The following is a 14,482-nucleotide window of genomic DNA, read 5'->3' as shown; positions in this document are numbered from 1 at the left end:
TGATGCTATCGATCCTTCGAGGGTTATCGGGCAGGTCATTACCGGTATTGGCTTTTTAGGGGCGGGAGTGATGCTGGCAAAAGATGGTGCCGTCGTCGGTGTGACGTCGGCTGCTACTATTTGGATGCTGGCCGCTATCGGGGTCATAATATCGTCCGGATACTTGTTCGCAGCGATCAAGATATCGATACTGGTCGTGGGGATTTTGTACGGAGTGGATTTACTGGAAGAGCATACTAAAGCCTTTAGTCGCGGTGTTCATGCGAAAGTGCGCGGATTCACGATAAAGCGATGAGGGCGTAATGAATGGGATTTGAAGCGGGCTTTGTTCAAAGCTCCGCTTCTGCGGTTCGCAATTTAATTCTGATCTTGTTATTTACGAATAATAACGGCCGTTCTTAGTCGTCCACGACCAAAAGCAGACATTTTTGCGAAATTCTCTCTGGCGATGGGAATATGCTGGCAATCGATCGGCAACTGATGTTTGTCGTCAGGATCGGGATCATGAACGTATAAGCAAATATCATCTACCGCCGTCACTGTCACCCAGTGGGGGGCTTTAAGTCCATCCATTCGATAGGTGCTGATTAAGACAAGCACAGCGTACCCTTCGGTTAGCCAATTCTGAATTTGATTCTGTGTCACGTCGGCAAAAACAGTGTTTACACCCTCTGCTTCAGCTTTGTGGTGAAATTGCTGATCGACAGCGGTCATGACCGCCTTTTTATGTTCAGAGCGAACACCTTCGATAAATAAAGGATGGCGTGAGTTAATATACGTCGTGGCCTCGAATCCTCGTCGATGAGCGGCTAGCGCAAGTCCCAAAGGGTGACAGCCGCCATGGCCGGAAGTCATAAAAATAGTCGTGGCTTCACGCCAGATATCCAGCTCCAGCTCCTGACTGAGTTTTACGTCTGCTTTCAGGCTAGCCATGCCCATCATTAAGGCCGCCGGGCCGCAGGTAAAATCGGTAGTTTGCTGATACCAGGGGGTGGGCTTGTAGGCTTGTGCTGATTGAATAAAACGAATGCGCTTTTGCATGCGCAATGCATCTGAGTGGTCTTCGTAATAGTCCGTATACTCATCAAAGCAGCGGTACCCTAAGCTTTCATAAAGCTTAATGGCACCGGTGTTTGATGTGGCAACTTCCAGGCGCATATAAAGTCTGCCGCGTGCTGCGGTATTCTTTTCTAATTCATCCATCAGCAGCCTGCCAACACCTTGCTGGCGTCCGCGCTTGGCGATGGCCAGTGAATAAAGGCGTGCCAGACGTGTTCCTTTATGTAGCAGTATCAGCCCGTAACCGATCAGGCCTTGTGCATCCTCTGCGACTAAAAACACACAATTAGTGGCTTTAAGCCAATGCTGAAAACGCCTCTTGCTGATCCTGTCGCCGGAAAAGCAGGTTTCTTCAATTTCAAGAAGCGCTGTCAGATCAGCCCCTTGTGCCTGACGAATATTCAATACACCCATCTCTTAGTCTTTCTTTTCAAAAAGGAAAGATCATACACCCCGCATAGTGCCAGCAATATGGGTATTACAATAAAAAGACGCTATTTCATATACATGTCGTTTACAGGGTATTTGCATGTTGCTTGTATGTCAGGTTATTGAGTCACTTCTTTCAGGAACTCAGAAAAACGTTGCCATGACTTTTTATCGGCATCTTCACGATATCGATCTGATCCAAAAACGGTAAACGCATGTGGAGCACCGCTGTAGGTGATCATCTCGTGGTTAATACCACTGCTTTCCAATTCATTCGTCAGAGCGGCAAATTGATCCATAGTGATCGCCGTGTCGGCACTGCCATGCATGATCAGCAGCTTGCCTTTAGTCTTGCTGTAATCTTGTCCTTCGGGTGTTGTGAGGCCACCATGAAAGGTGGCGAAGCCTTTTACATCGGCTCCTGAGCGTGCCATCTCAAGAACCGCGGCACCACCAAAACAATACCCCATCACCACCGTATTGCCGGTGTTAGCACCTTGTTCTTTTGCAACATCGAGTGCGCCATTCATCAGGCTGTTCATCTTGGTCCGGTCTTTATAAAGCTCGCCGGTATGCTGGCGTTTATCTTCCATTTTGGTGGGGCGAACACCGGCGCCGAACAGATCAGCGGCAAACACGCTATAACCCATTTCGGCCAGCATGTCGGCACGTTTAACTTCATAATCGGTTAAACCATCCCAGTCGTGTATAAGTAATACCAGTGGCGCATCCGCCGAAGGGCTCACGTAATAGCCTTGGTAGTCTTGATCGTTAATGGTATAGGTAACCTCTTTTCCCGCAGCATATGCTGCGCTGGATAAGCAAAAACTAAGTAAGGTGAATAGAAATATTTTCATGATACATCTCCTTGAATTGATCAGAAAAGACTCGATACTACAGAGCTTATTGGGATACTCGTTGAGCTAATACTACAGTGTTTATGATCGAAGTTTGATTATAGATCTATGTTAAATACGTAAGAAGCGCGTTAATCTACATCAAAATATACATGATTGTCCGAGGTTAATCATGCCCATTAAGCGACTGCGTTTTATTGTTTTTACTATTGTTGCTGCGAGTACGTTAGGGGCTTTCAGTAGCGCTGTATCAGCTATCAATTTGATTTCTCAGCCTGTCAAGTTGGCTGGGAATACTTATACAGTCAACGTACCGTCAGGTTATGTGTTCGAAGTGCTGACTACGGAAGTTGATTTGCCGCGAATGCTGACTTTTCATCCTGACGGCAGTTTATTTGCCGGATCGCGTTCCGGACGTGTGTATCGACTCCCTGCACCTTACCAGCATCCACAGGAGCTGCAGACACGGTTTATATATCCTCATAGCGTGGCGTTTCGAGATGATCGTATCTTTGTTGCCAGTACAGAAGGGCTGTATAGCGGTCACTATTCGCCATCAGAGCCACTGCTTATTCAGGACTTAGAAAAAGTAATGCCTTTACCGGTGGGTGGGCACAGTAGCCGGACGGTTAAAGTCGGCCCGGATAAGCGTGTCTATATGAGCTTGGGTATTAGTGGCAATTGCAGTGATGAATATCTAGGGCAAGGCTACTCAGCTAATAATCGTCGTGGTGGTGTGATGTTGCTGGATGAGCCTGTTGCATCAGGTTGGCAAGTCTATTCGAGTGGTTTGCGTAATCCGGTAGGGTTTGATTGGTCGCCGCATGATGGGGATATCTATGCCAGTAATAATGGCCCGGATCACTCGGGATATGAGCAGCCAGCGGAGCAGTTTGCGCATCTGCAACCCGGTTCTTTTCATGGTATGCCGTGGTATCAATATGATGGCGAACAGGTAACGCGGGATGACTGCCAATCAGGGACGCCTCCCCGTTCTATTGATGAAGTACAAAAGCCAGTAGCCACCTTTGCGGCACGTAGCGCGCCGATGGCGGTTGCTTTTGTTCCTGTAAGCAGTTCATTGACTGAATTATCAGGAAATGCGCTGGTGGCATTGCATGGCTCCTGGGCAACCCAGCGTGGGGGTGGCAGGGCCAGCCGTCGCCATCCAAAACTTGTCATGGTGCAATTTGATCAGGGAAAAGCGGTGGGGGTGGAAGATCTGTTAACAGGATTTCAATTGGATAATGGCAACCGTTGGGCAAGGCCTGTCGGTATTGCTATCGGGCCGGATAACGCTATCTACATCAGCAGTGATGGAGAGCCTTCCGCTATCTTCCGCTTACGACGACAGTAAGCAGGAGAGTGGTTTGCTGTTTAGCCAGGCTCTTACTTTGGATCTTACTCAGGCGCTTAGTCAGGTGCCTGCTCAGCAGTTGCCGTCAGTTGCACTGTGTCGGTTAAATATCACCGCTCTTAAATCTCACCGCTGCGAATACGTTCGCCGCGTGCACGCAGGTACTCAATCGTGAGCAGTAAGAGTCCTGAGATAACCACCAATAAGACAGCAACGGCCAGAATAGTCGGGTTAATCTGCTCACGTAGCCCGGAAAACATCTGGCGTGGGATAGTGCGCTGTTCTGGGCCCGCCAAAAACAGGATGACCACCACTTCATCAAAAGAGGTCACAAAAGCAAACAGCGCACCGGATATAACGCCGGGACGAATCAACGGCATGATGACATTGAAAAAAGTATAAACAGGGGGAGCACCCAACCCCAGCGATGCGCGCATCAACGAATAATCGAATCCGGATAAAGATGCATTAACCGTGATGATGACAAACGGTGTGCCTAACGCCGCGTGTGCAATAATCACCCCCAGATAACTGCCCGATAATCCCAGTTGTGTATAGAAGAAATACATCCCTGCCGCCGTAATGATCAAGGGTACTATCATCGGCGAGAGCAGCATCGCCATGATGGCGCGTTGAAACGGCATCACCGGATTGGATAAGCCGATGGCTGCAAAGGTGCCTAGCACGGTGGCGATAAGTGTGGCACATGCGCCAATGAAGAAGCTGTTTTTGATCGCTAACATCCACTTATCATCATTGAATATTTCAGCGTACCATTTCAGCGAATAAGCATCCGGGTCGAATGTCAGCATGCCTTCTGTGAAGGTGAAATAAGGCTCAGCGTTAAATGACAATGGGATAATCACCAAAATAGGTATCATCAGAAACGCCAGCACTGCCCACGCCGTGAGGCGTAATCCATGCATGCCTATTTTTTGCCAGATAGAGAAATATTTTGGGAATTTCATGGCATTACCCCAGTTTAATATTGCTGACCCCGACCAAACGATCGTAGACCCAGTAAAGGATAAGAATTAAAGCGAGTAGCAGCGACCCGAGTGCGGCGGCTAATTCCCAGTTGTTAGACGACTGCATATGAAAAGCAATAATGTTACTGATCATCTGGCCATCGGTACCGCCCACCAGGGCGGGAGTAATGTAATAGCCGATAGAAATAATAAACACCAGTAAGGCACCTGCGCTAAGCCCGGGTACTGTCATGGGTAAGTAAATGCGAATAAACGCCGGAATAGGTTTAGCACCCAGCGACATGGCTGCACGTAAATAGCTCGGATCAATACCCTTCATGACGCTATACAAAGGCAGGATCATGAAGGGCAGTAAAATATGTGTCATGGCGATGACCGTCGCGGACTGTGTGTAAAGCATCTCGATGGGGTCGGTTATCACATGAATGGCTTTGAGGAAGGTATTAACAACGCCGTTGGTTTGCAAGAGTGCGATCCATGATGTTGTGCGCACCAACAGAGAGGTCCAGAAAGGCAGCAAGACAAATACCATCAGCGTGTTGGCTGTTTTCGGCGACGCAGTAGCCAGATAATAAGACAGAGGGAAGCCAATGACAGCCGTTAAAAAGGTGATGATCAGGGCTATTTTCAGACTTTTAAGATAAAGTTGAATGTATACCTGAGTATCCCGGGCAACTATCTCGCCTGCCGCATTGCGATCTAAATCTAAGGCGGTGAGATAGGAGCTGCTGGTAAAGACCGCCCCGGAGACTTTCATCGCTCTCCAGATCTCAACCTCTTTCCATTGAGGCTTACTGGCGAGTAGGCGTGACGCTCCTTCGTTACGAAGTAGTTCTGTATCCAGTTTTTTAAACTTACGTGCTGTTGATTTAATCACGCTGGAGGTGCCAGGCATCGCGCGATTGATCTCTTCGCCGAGTTTCCCTGATTTGCGTGTCATTGCGAGTTGCTTTAATTCTACGGAAAAACGGTTAAGCACCGCGTCATCCGGGCGGGTATCAGTTGTTTCGTCCCAGCCGGATAGTGCGTCTAATGTGTCAGGTATTAATTGAGCAACCGTGGGGTGATAGACACTGCGATACAGCATAGTGCCGATCGGCGCTATAAAGGCAATCAAAACAAATAGCAGTAAAGGTGTCACAAAGGCAAACGCAATCACCTTGCGGCGTCGCTGCATTTTGCGGCTTTGTGCCATCTCCTCAGTGGTCAGCACTGATCGAACTTCCATATTGTTGTTCATACTCAGATCAGATTGAGACATAGGGTGGCCCTCTACATAGCAAACAAAAGCAAAGGCGTGAATCGAGTCTCTTCAGCTGATAAGCAGGTGTCTATCAGCCGAAGAGTCTATGGATTCAATAGCGTTTTAAAACAGTCTTATTTCAGCAGCCATTCGTTGAATTTTTCGCCTAAGGATTCGCCGTAGTCAGCCCAGAACTCACCAGATGCCTGTAAGCCTTCATCAAGATGCGCCGACGGTAATTTAGGGATAATAGCCGGATCTACATAGGCGTAAGACGACTGACGGGTAGGGCCGTAGGCCACTTCCTGCATACCACTCTCCGGCTTAGAGCTGGTGGCAAAGCGGATAAAGTCTTCTGCTAATGCTTTGTTTTTAGAGCCTTTTACAATAGCCCACACATCAAGATCATAGATGTGTCCATCCCAAACCATTTCAAACGGTTTTTTGTCACTCTGAATCGCATCGAAAATACGGCCATTAGCTGACTGCACCATCACCGCGCCACCGTCGTTCAGAAGCTGTGGAGCCTGAGACCAGCTATCAAACCAGACCAGATCATCTTTTATGCTATCCAGTTTGGCAAATGCCTGCTGTTGTCCTTCAGCGGTAGCCAGTCGATCATAAACCTGATCTTTTGGCACACCATCGGCGATCAGCGCCCATTCCATATTTACCTGAGGGCGTTTACGCAGCGCGCGCTTACCCGGGAATTGCTCAGTGTTGAAAAAATCATTGATCGTTGAAGGCTGGCCGCCTTTAATCGTGTCACTACTGTAAGCATATAAAACAGTCCAGACGATGTTGCCTACACCGCACTCGTTTGAAAGCGCCTGAGGAGAGAAATCCTCACTGGCGGCAACACCATCATCGCCCGGCGGTAATGTGTCATGTGGGAAAACTTCGAGCAAACCTTCTGAGCAGGCTCTTTCCAGGTCGATCACTTCGATATCAACAACATCCCAGAGAATGTTGCCACTCTCTACCTGTGCTTTGATTTCGGCGATACCACCGGAGTAGTTTTCAAAGAGTATCTTATGCCCCGTTTTCTCCATATACGGGTCGAGCATATGTTTCTGTTGTGCTGCTCCATAGGCGCCACCGAAGGACACAGCAGTGAACTGGTCGGCCATAGCAGGTACTGCTGCTGTGCACAGCGCGAGTGCCGCGCCGAATCGCTTGAGTGCTTTCATTTTTCCTTTTCCTCTTACGGTTTCTTGCAGTTTATTGCTTTTCGTTCTGTAGAGTGCGCGTTAATCCGAGCGATCTAATGCTAACCCTCCCGTTGTCGACCATGTGAGTTGTGTCATGGCACCGCGCTGTAAAACGGGAGCATGTTGATCGTTCAGTGTTTTAACCATCAGCTCGGTACCCGAACTGAGTTTAAAAAAGTAGCGAATGGAATCTCCAACATAAAGGCGTGTCATGAAGCTGGCTTGTATGCTGTTTTCCATGGAGTGCTTGCTGGCAATAAATAGATTCTCAGGTCGAATCGTAAGTGTGCAGGGGGCACCTTGCGCCGGGCAGTTCTTATTGCCGGTTGTGGCGAGTGTTCCATCGACGAGCTCCACTTGCGCTAAGCCATTTTCAATGCGTTTGACGGTGCCGGGTATACGGTTATTTTCACCAATAAAGTTAGCAACAAATGAATTGGCAGGCTGCTCGTAAAGCACCTCAGGTGCGGCACACTGCTCAACGATTCCGTCGTTAAACACGGCGACCCGGTCCGACATGGTAAGTGCTTCAGTCTGATCGTGAGTCACATAGATGGCCGTAAAGCCGAGATCTTCATGCAGACGTTTGATTTCAAACTGCATCTGCTCACGCAGGTTTTTGTCGAGCGCGCCCAGAGGCTCATCCATCAAGACAATGCTGGGTTCAAAAATAAGAGAGCGCGCCAGTGCCACCCTTTGCTTCTGCCCACCGGATAGCTGACCCGGATAGCGTTTGGCAAAATCATTCAGCTCAACCAAAGCCAGAGATTCTTTCACTCTGCGTTCAACTTCAGTAGCGGGAATTTTACGAACCTTCAAAGGGTAGGCAAGATTTTCGGCAATTGTCATGTGAGGAAAAAGCGCGTAATGCTGAAATACCATGCCTATATTACGGTGATAGGGTGCAATATCGGTAACCGGTTCACCGTTTACCAAAATACTGCCACTGGTAACATCCTCAAACCCTGCCAGCATCATTAAACAGGTGGTTTTACCAGAACCCGAAGGCCCCAGTAAGGTAACAAACTCCCCCTTTTTGATATCCAGATTGAAATCTTTTACAACAAGGATTCTCTGATCATAGCTCTTTTTTACATTAACAAATCGCACGTATTGGTCGTTCGTGGCATGGGAACTGTCAGCTGTGGAAGTATCAGTCATCTGGGTGTCGTCTCCATTATCGTTCTTTATGCCAGTGGGGAGATTACCTAAAACTCCTAAAGAGCATTTTTCCTTGATAAATTATGTTGGACTGATTTTGTAATGAGTTCAAGTGTTGCTTTTGATAAGAAAAAAAGCAGTGTTGTCTTTTGCTGTTGTGTAAACAACAGAGCTGTCCAACGGCACTATCGAAACATTTGAAACTCAATATTATTCATATTTTCAAGCAGTTAAATAATATTTTCTAACACACTATTAATGTTTTATCAGTTGCTTGAATGCAGGTCAATTTTTTTATTCAACCCGGAACCAGATTTTTTTTGAGGCCGGCTCTTGATGTTTTGGAGTAGATACAGATATTGTTGAGGAGTGAAAAATCCGCGTCACAGGCATAAAAAAGTCGCCCGGGATGTCTGCTTGTATGCGTGTTTGTCTCACCTGGTTATCTCTTACGCATAACCATCCACCGATTCAATTCTTCTATTCTAAAGCTTGAGATTGTTGCCGTGCCTTTAAGGGGCTGTTGTAGTTGGGCATTAAATTAGCGCTTCACTATCAATAACTGGTTAGTTTCCGGGCTTCGGCTCTTTTTCTCATCCGCTTGAACATCCAGCTTGCTAGTCTCCTGCGTTGGCGAGTTCTCTTCATTGCGGCGCAGCTTAAAGTCTATTCCGCTGACTCTATCTCCCTCTGCTGTAATGCTCACGCTTTCAGCGACCATCAATTCAAGTTTCAGGCGGCTTGTCTGCTCTAGTGATGGCTGTACTCTATACTCCCCGGGCAGGACACTACTGAACAAGTAGAAGCCGTCGAGGGCTGTCTTGGTTTCGGCCACGGTCTTGCCGTTTGTGTCGATTAGTTGCAACACTACATTGGACACAGACTTGGAATGCTTTCCCTCTGTCATATGTACTTTACCGTCTATTTGGCCTGTATAAGATACGGGAAAATCTACCAATAAAGTTCGTCCCGGACGGGGAGTTGTATTGATCCCCGGGCGGGTTGGCATCAGGTAGGGGTCTTCCAGGCTAACCAGGTCCAGTGCGATATCGACTGGGCGATAGCCCTTGTAGGAGGGTAAAAATAGAAGACCCTTTGCATTGGTCCCGGACTTATCACCGCCGGTATGTGCGATACGCACTCCTTCCAGTGGAGGCTCACCTTCGTCGTAACGGCCGTTGAGGTTCTCATCCATGAACACACGAGCGGAAATTCCGCCGCTGTCTGAGAGGTTACGGGACTGCATATGCCAGTCGCCGCTGCGTGGCTCCCTACCCAGGCCAAAACTCAGTGAGGCACCCAGAAAAGCGTCGCCATTGTCACTATAATTAGTGCTGAAGCCAAAGGTCAGATTCTGGAACAGCCGGTTAACACTAAAGCTATAATTGGTATCGTGGCTGGTTAAATTGTGGCCTGCACTGAAGCGGAATTTATTGCTATCCTGGTTCCAGTCAAGGGTTAGTCGTGCGGTGTCCAGTCCAGCAGTGGGGGCCAGGGTGTAATTGAGGCTAGCCCTGGCACGCAGGCTGTTCTTAAGCGCTGCGTTCATTAAGAAATTGCCTGTAGCTGATCTGTTGCTGCTAATGCCATCCTGCCTCGATTCGCTCCAGTCGAGGGTGTTTGTCAGCGATGCTCCCTTCAGATGTAGCGACAGGCGGTTACTCAGGCTCAGATCCTGACGGCCCGACTCGAATCGGTCGAAGGTTCCGCTCAGGCTGATAGGAATGGCCGGTAAAACCCCGGCAGTTTTGCTGGTGTCTAGCCGCAGTTCGCTACTTGAAAGTTGTGAATTGCTGCTGCTTTGGGTGACATCGTCACTGCTGAAATCCTGGTAATAGGCGTGGCTGGCATTGATGTTCAGGCCTAGTAGGCGGGTTTGCAGGTAAAGTTTAGCCGCATGCCCTGCATTCTGTTGTTTGACCAGTTCAAGTTCGGTTGCTGCTCCGAATATTGAACTGCGAAGCCCTATTCCGGCGTAGGTCTGCTGAGTATCATTCAGGAGCAGTCTGGTTAAACTGCTCGTCAGGGTGTGATTGTTGCTCAGGCCATTCTCATACTCCAGGCTGTACTGGAAGTCTGTTTTCGGTTTATCCGTTTCATTGACGGCGAACAGGTCTTTTCCCGGTTGTATGGCTGCAAAGCGGAATTGAGAAATGCCCGGTGACAGTTGCTCGGATCCGACAATGATTACTTTCGTTTCCTCCCGCCGTTGTCCTTGGGGGCCGTAAAACGATAGCTTTAGCACATTGGAACCATAAATAAGGGGGATGCCGAGGAATTCGTATCGGCCATCATTACGGGGGGGCAGCGAATTCAGAAAAATTCCGTTGCGATACAGCTCTACTTCCCAGCCTAGTGCCATTTCGCCTCTGAGGTCTGTGGTACTGAAATTGCTTGAACGACTGAGGGGGAAATTGGATATCTCGAGGCCATTGCCTGATGTGCCAGCGCTGATCAAACCGATGCGCGGGGTGAAAATATCACCGATACTCACTTGAGTAATGTCAATGCCGGAAATATTCTCATCGATGTCTTTGCGTGTCAGTGCAAAACGCAGGTCATTTATATCGTTCGCTTTATTCCCGGAGAAATATAGATTGGCATTCATCCAGAGCAGGTCACCGCTGAGGTTGGCAGAATAACCCCAGATATTCTCCCTTTCTTTGCTATTACTATCAGGATCAAGGCGCTGATTGAGGCCATAGCTGCTGCTGACATCCAGGTAGGGCCAGTTGATAAATTGGTAGGGAAGTTCCTCGCGAAGGTAATGACTGGCTTCGGTTTTACTTTTACCGCCAAGGCTAGCTCGTTTGTTTTCCCGTTCCATACGTGCCAGCAGAGGTAAAGGTTCCTGCGGATCTACCTTCACCACCATGCGCGAATAGTCGACGGCGAATTTGACCGGAAACCATTGCATCAGTAGTTTTGTATGGACGTAAATATCATCCTCGTGTAGCTCTATCTGGCTGGGGTTGAATGTTAGCCGTTGTCCTCCGACCAGTACTTCGCCACTGGCATAATCAAGAGAAAAGCGACGATTTTCCCGCAGGAACCAACCCTTTGCTAATCCCTCAGAGGGGACAACCTCAATAGGGAATCCTAAACTGTAGGTGATTTCACTGAGGGGGAGTAGTGCGCCCCCTTTCGATACGAATCCGATACAACTTTCGCTGAGCAGGTAACGGCCCATATGCAACTGCAACACGAGTTCTTGATCAAAAGAGCGCTGTGTAGGCTCTAATGAATAGAGAATGTTTGTGCCCGTACCATCGGTGGCGAAACTTGTGGATGGAGATGCGTAAAAAAATAGCACGAAAGTGACACGCAAAAGGCTTCGCGCAAGCACCGAAACGAGGTTAAGCGTCCATATGAACTTCACCAATAGAGGCCTAACGTAAAGAAATGCTTGCTTCTGCCAGTATATTATTTCCTACTTTGGACTTTGAACAGTAGATTAATGTAAGCATGCGATTATGTGGTTTGGTGCCATTAGGAAAGCCCAGTGCCAGTAAAGCCATGGCCTCCAGTGGGATCAAACTGCTGAGAAGGATAAGGACTGATATAAAATTGCTGAGAAATCGTGGGTATGTTGATGTTTGCTGCCTAAATCTTTTACTCATCAGAATCGCTTCTCCTACTGTCACCGAAAACAAGCATGTGCATATTTTTAGAGAGAATTTAAGGCTAGTAGCAAATGTGAAAAATGTAAAATAGCCTTACTGGAAGGCGGGTTTTTGGCGTGCCCAGTCTCGTTCGACAGATATAGAACAGCGATGGCCGGCAATACCAGATGTTAAGCACAGTGTGGTAATGGGATGGCTTTATCTCGCCAAAATGAGAATTTAATCAGGCTTTTTCTCGGCCTTGGGTAACTAAAATAATAAAGTTCTAACGGCATACCGGGTCAACTGACGCAAATCTGCTATTCTTATAATGATGCCGGAAAGATTACTTTTTCGAAGGTGTGCTGGTGTGGGTTTTAATTAGAATGAAGCTGCCTCAATAGTTGAAAAATAAGATAATAGCTCTTATAGAAAGTGCTTAATATAAAAAACTCTTATAAAAGTTTTCCCGAGCTTTTCTAGGATGGTTGGATACGAATTAAAAGGATTTAACATTGTCTATTTTTTATTTTAAATGTATCCGAGCACGATTATCAGATCAGTTATTCCTTTTCTTTCAACGACCTATTCTACATCTCTTAGCCTGTCTGATTCTTATTTTAATTCCCTCCCTTGTTTCCGCTCATGGAGAAACCAAAAATATTGATGCCAACTGGCAGTATCGCTGGGGTGATTCCCCCTTTACTGCACAGGGCATTCCAGCATGGGCAGTGGGGGATCAGGATTCAACCCAGTGGAAACGCATTGGTTTTCCTTCTAACCCGCCCGGCCGGAATGGGAAGAAGAACGTATGGTATCGAACCATCCTGGACGATCAGGGTGTGTGGCGCGACCCCGTTATTTATATTTATAGTGTCGACTTGATTACCGAAGTCTATATCGATGGGAAGCAAATTTATCACTACGGCTCATTCGATCAAAATGGACAGGGACAGTTTGAAGGGTGGCCGTGGCATATGATTACTCTGCCAATGGATTTTGCCGGAAAAATGATCTATTTCCGGATATATTCTTCAGCGACGGACATCGGTTTGTGGGGCGAGGTTAAGTTGATGGAGCGAATAGATTTACTCCACCACGTTATTGATGATTCATTAACGGATATAGTCGTCAGTTGCTTATCCTTATTGATTTCTCTTTTAGCATTCATGTTTTCTTTCGTTAAATCCAACAGGAAAACATTTCTGCTTATTTCCCTTTTTACCTTGGCATCGGGTGTCATGTTGTTTGCGCAGACTCAGGCCAGGCAACTTCTCGTCAACGCGCCGCTAATGTGGGACCACCTTGCTGCCACCGGCTATTTCGCGCTGCCCATTGCCATGGCGATGATATTTGATTCGTGGCACTCATGGAAATTCACCAAAATTATTAAGGGGGTTTGGGTTTTTCATCTCATTTTTGCCATCTTTGCCATTGGCGGATCGCTTGCTGGGATGCTGGAGCTATCCTCCATGTATTTGCTGTTTGATATTTTCTTAACAGTGAGTTTGCTCATTTTATTTGTTAACACATTTGTGCAATTTAAACAGGTCAGAGGCGTGGTAAAAGTACTGATCTCCATTTTCGCGATATTCAGCATTTTTCTACTCATTGATATGGGCGAAGCTTATGGTTTTATTCCCTGGACAAATATGCCACTCGCTGTCGGCTTACTGTTATTTTCCATCACAATGGTTGCTGTTTCACTAAAACATTTTGCGGTCGTGCAAACAGAGCTCAAAGAGCTGAATGCAACATTAGAACAAAAAGTTGAGGACAGAACGGCAGAGCTGAAACGGCTTGCGTCAACGGATCCGTTAACTTCATTAATGAACCGTCGAGCTTTTTACGAGGAAGCAAAAAGAGTTTTCAGTAAAGCTAAACGCTATGAACGTAGTATCTCGGTGTTAGTGCTGGATATTGATCATTTTAAGCAATTTAATGATCAATACGGACATGCGATTGGTGATGCCGTTTTAATTAAGGTTGCTAACTGCATTCAGACAATGTGCAGGGAATCGGACTTATCGGCCAGGCTTGGCGGAGAGGAGTTTGTGATTCTCCTTGAGGAGGCCGATGCAACAAAAGCACTGCTGATTGCTGATCGCCTGCGTCAGCTTGTAAGTGAAATCACTATTCCTGACGTAGCAGGCCGCATTACATTAAGTGTTGGTATTACTACCATTGGCGCGGATATTGACAGTCTGGACGCACTGATAAAACGAGCAGACAGCGCCATGTATATGGCCAAAAATAATGGACGGAATAAATCTCAGGTCGCGTGATTTAGCGAGTTTGCCTGCTCGAGGCGCACATTCGCCTAAGTGCTGTGATTCGCTCACAATAGAACAGATGCTTCAGGGCGCTCGTGTGACCTTCGATAAACTGCTTTGTTACATCATCAGGGATGTTTAACTTAACGCAAAAAGACTGAATGTCTTCGATGCTCCAGCCGTTAAGTGTAGTAGCTCAGACTTGATCTGACAGTTACCCGTTCTCAAACGATGCCTGTCAGTTTAGATTTGAGCTAAGTTTTTCTCAGCCCAAATCGATTTACCATCATGCAATGTATCC

Annotated in this window: 10 protein-coding genes; 3 read left to right on the top strand and 7 right to left on the bottom strand. The window is 47.3% G+C overall.

The window, feature by feature from the left end; genetic code table 11:
• A partial coding sequence (locus tag ABY436_RS15330) for an MgtC/SapB family protein (protein ID WP_372739811.1) occupies positions 1–295 on the top strand: 295 nt, incomplete at its 5' end.
• Between the two features lie 77 nt (positions 296–372).
• Here the strand turns inward: ABY436_RS15330 and ABY436_RS15325 are convergent.
• Entirely contained in the window at positions 373–1,473 is a 1,101-nt protein-coding gene (locus ABY436_RS15325) for a GNAT family N-acetyltransferase/peptidase C39 family protein (protein ID WP_372739810.1), read from the bottom strand.
• A gap of 134 nt (positions 1,474–1,607) precedes the next feature.
• Entirely contained in the window at positions 1,608–2,345 is a 738-nt protein-coding gene (locus tag ABY436_RS15320; protein ID WP_372739809.1) for a dienelactone hydrolase family protein, read from the bottom strand.
• Positions 2,346–2,517: 172 nt separating this feature from the next.
• Here ABY436_RS15320 and ABY436_RS15315 point away from each other — a divergent pair, with 172 nt between their 5' ends.
• Entirely contained in the window at positions 2,518–3,702 is a 1,185-nt protein-coding gene (locus tag ABY436_RS15315; protein WP_372739808.1) for a sorbosone dehydrogenase family protein, read from the top strand.
• 119 nt (positions 3,703–3,821) lie between these two features.
• Here ABY436_RS15315 and ABY436_RS15310 read toward each other — a convergent pair whose 3' ends face one another.
• The 5 genes from ABY436_RS15310 to ABY436_RS15290 all read right to left on the bottom strand — a co-directional run bounded on the left by ABY436_RS15310 (position 3,822) and on the right by ABY436_RS15290 (position 11,685).
• Positions 3,822–4,670, bottom strand: coding sequence for an ABC transporter permease (locus tag ABY436_RS15310; RefSeq protein ID WP_090723945.1), 849 nt, complete (start codon positions 4,668–4,670; stop codon positions 3,822–3,824).
• A 4-nt stretch (positions 4,671–4,674) separates the two neighbouring features.
• Positions 4,675–5,952, bottom strand: a complete 1,278-nt coding sequence (locus ABY436_RS15305; protein WP_372739807.1) for an ABC transporter permease — start codon at positions 5,950–5,952, stop codon at positions 4,675–4,677.
• A gap of 116 nt (positions 5,953–6,068) precedes the next feature.
• The gene (locus tag ABY436_RS15300; protein WP_372739806.1) at positions 6,069–7,124 is read right to left on the bottom strand and encodes an ABC transporter substrate-binding protein; all 1,056 of its coding nucleotides are present in this window, start codon (positions 7,122–7,124) and stop codon (positions 6,069–6,071) included.
• Positions 7,125–7,184: 60 nt separating this feature from the next.
• Positions 7,185–8,306, bottom strand: a complete 1,122-nt coding sequence (locus ABY436_RS15295; RefSeq protein WP_372739805.1) for an ABC transporter ATP-binding protein — start codon at positions 8,304–8,306, stop codon at positions 7,185–7,187.
• A 541-nt stretch (positions 8,307–8,847) separates the two neighbouring features.
• Positions 8,848–11,685, bottom strand: a complete 2,838-nt coding sequence (locus ABY436_RS15290; RefSeq protein WP_372739804.1) for a hypothetical protein — start codon at positions 11,683–11,685, stop codon at positions 8,848–8,850.
• A 738-nt stretch (positions 11,686–12,423) separates the two neighbouring features.
• Between ABY436_RS15290 and ABY436_RS15285 the strand changes: the two genes are divergently transcribed.
• Complete coding sequence (locus ABY436_RS15285) at positions 12,424–14,193, top strand: diguanylate cyclase (protein WP_372739803.1); 1,770 nt, start codon at positions 12,424–12,426, stop codon at positions 14,191–14,193.
• Positions 14,194–14,482: the final 289 nt, after the last annotated feature.

The sequence above is a fragment of the Neptunomonas sp. genome (assembly GCF_041601355.1).
Taxonomy (GTDB): Bacteria; Pseudomonadota; Gammaproteobacteria; order Pseudomonadales; family Balneatricaceae; genus Neptunomonas.
Note: the sequence above shows the minus strand (reverse complement) of the source record. Positions and strands in the feature narration are given on the sequence as shown.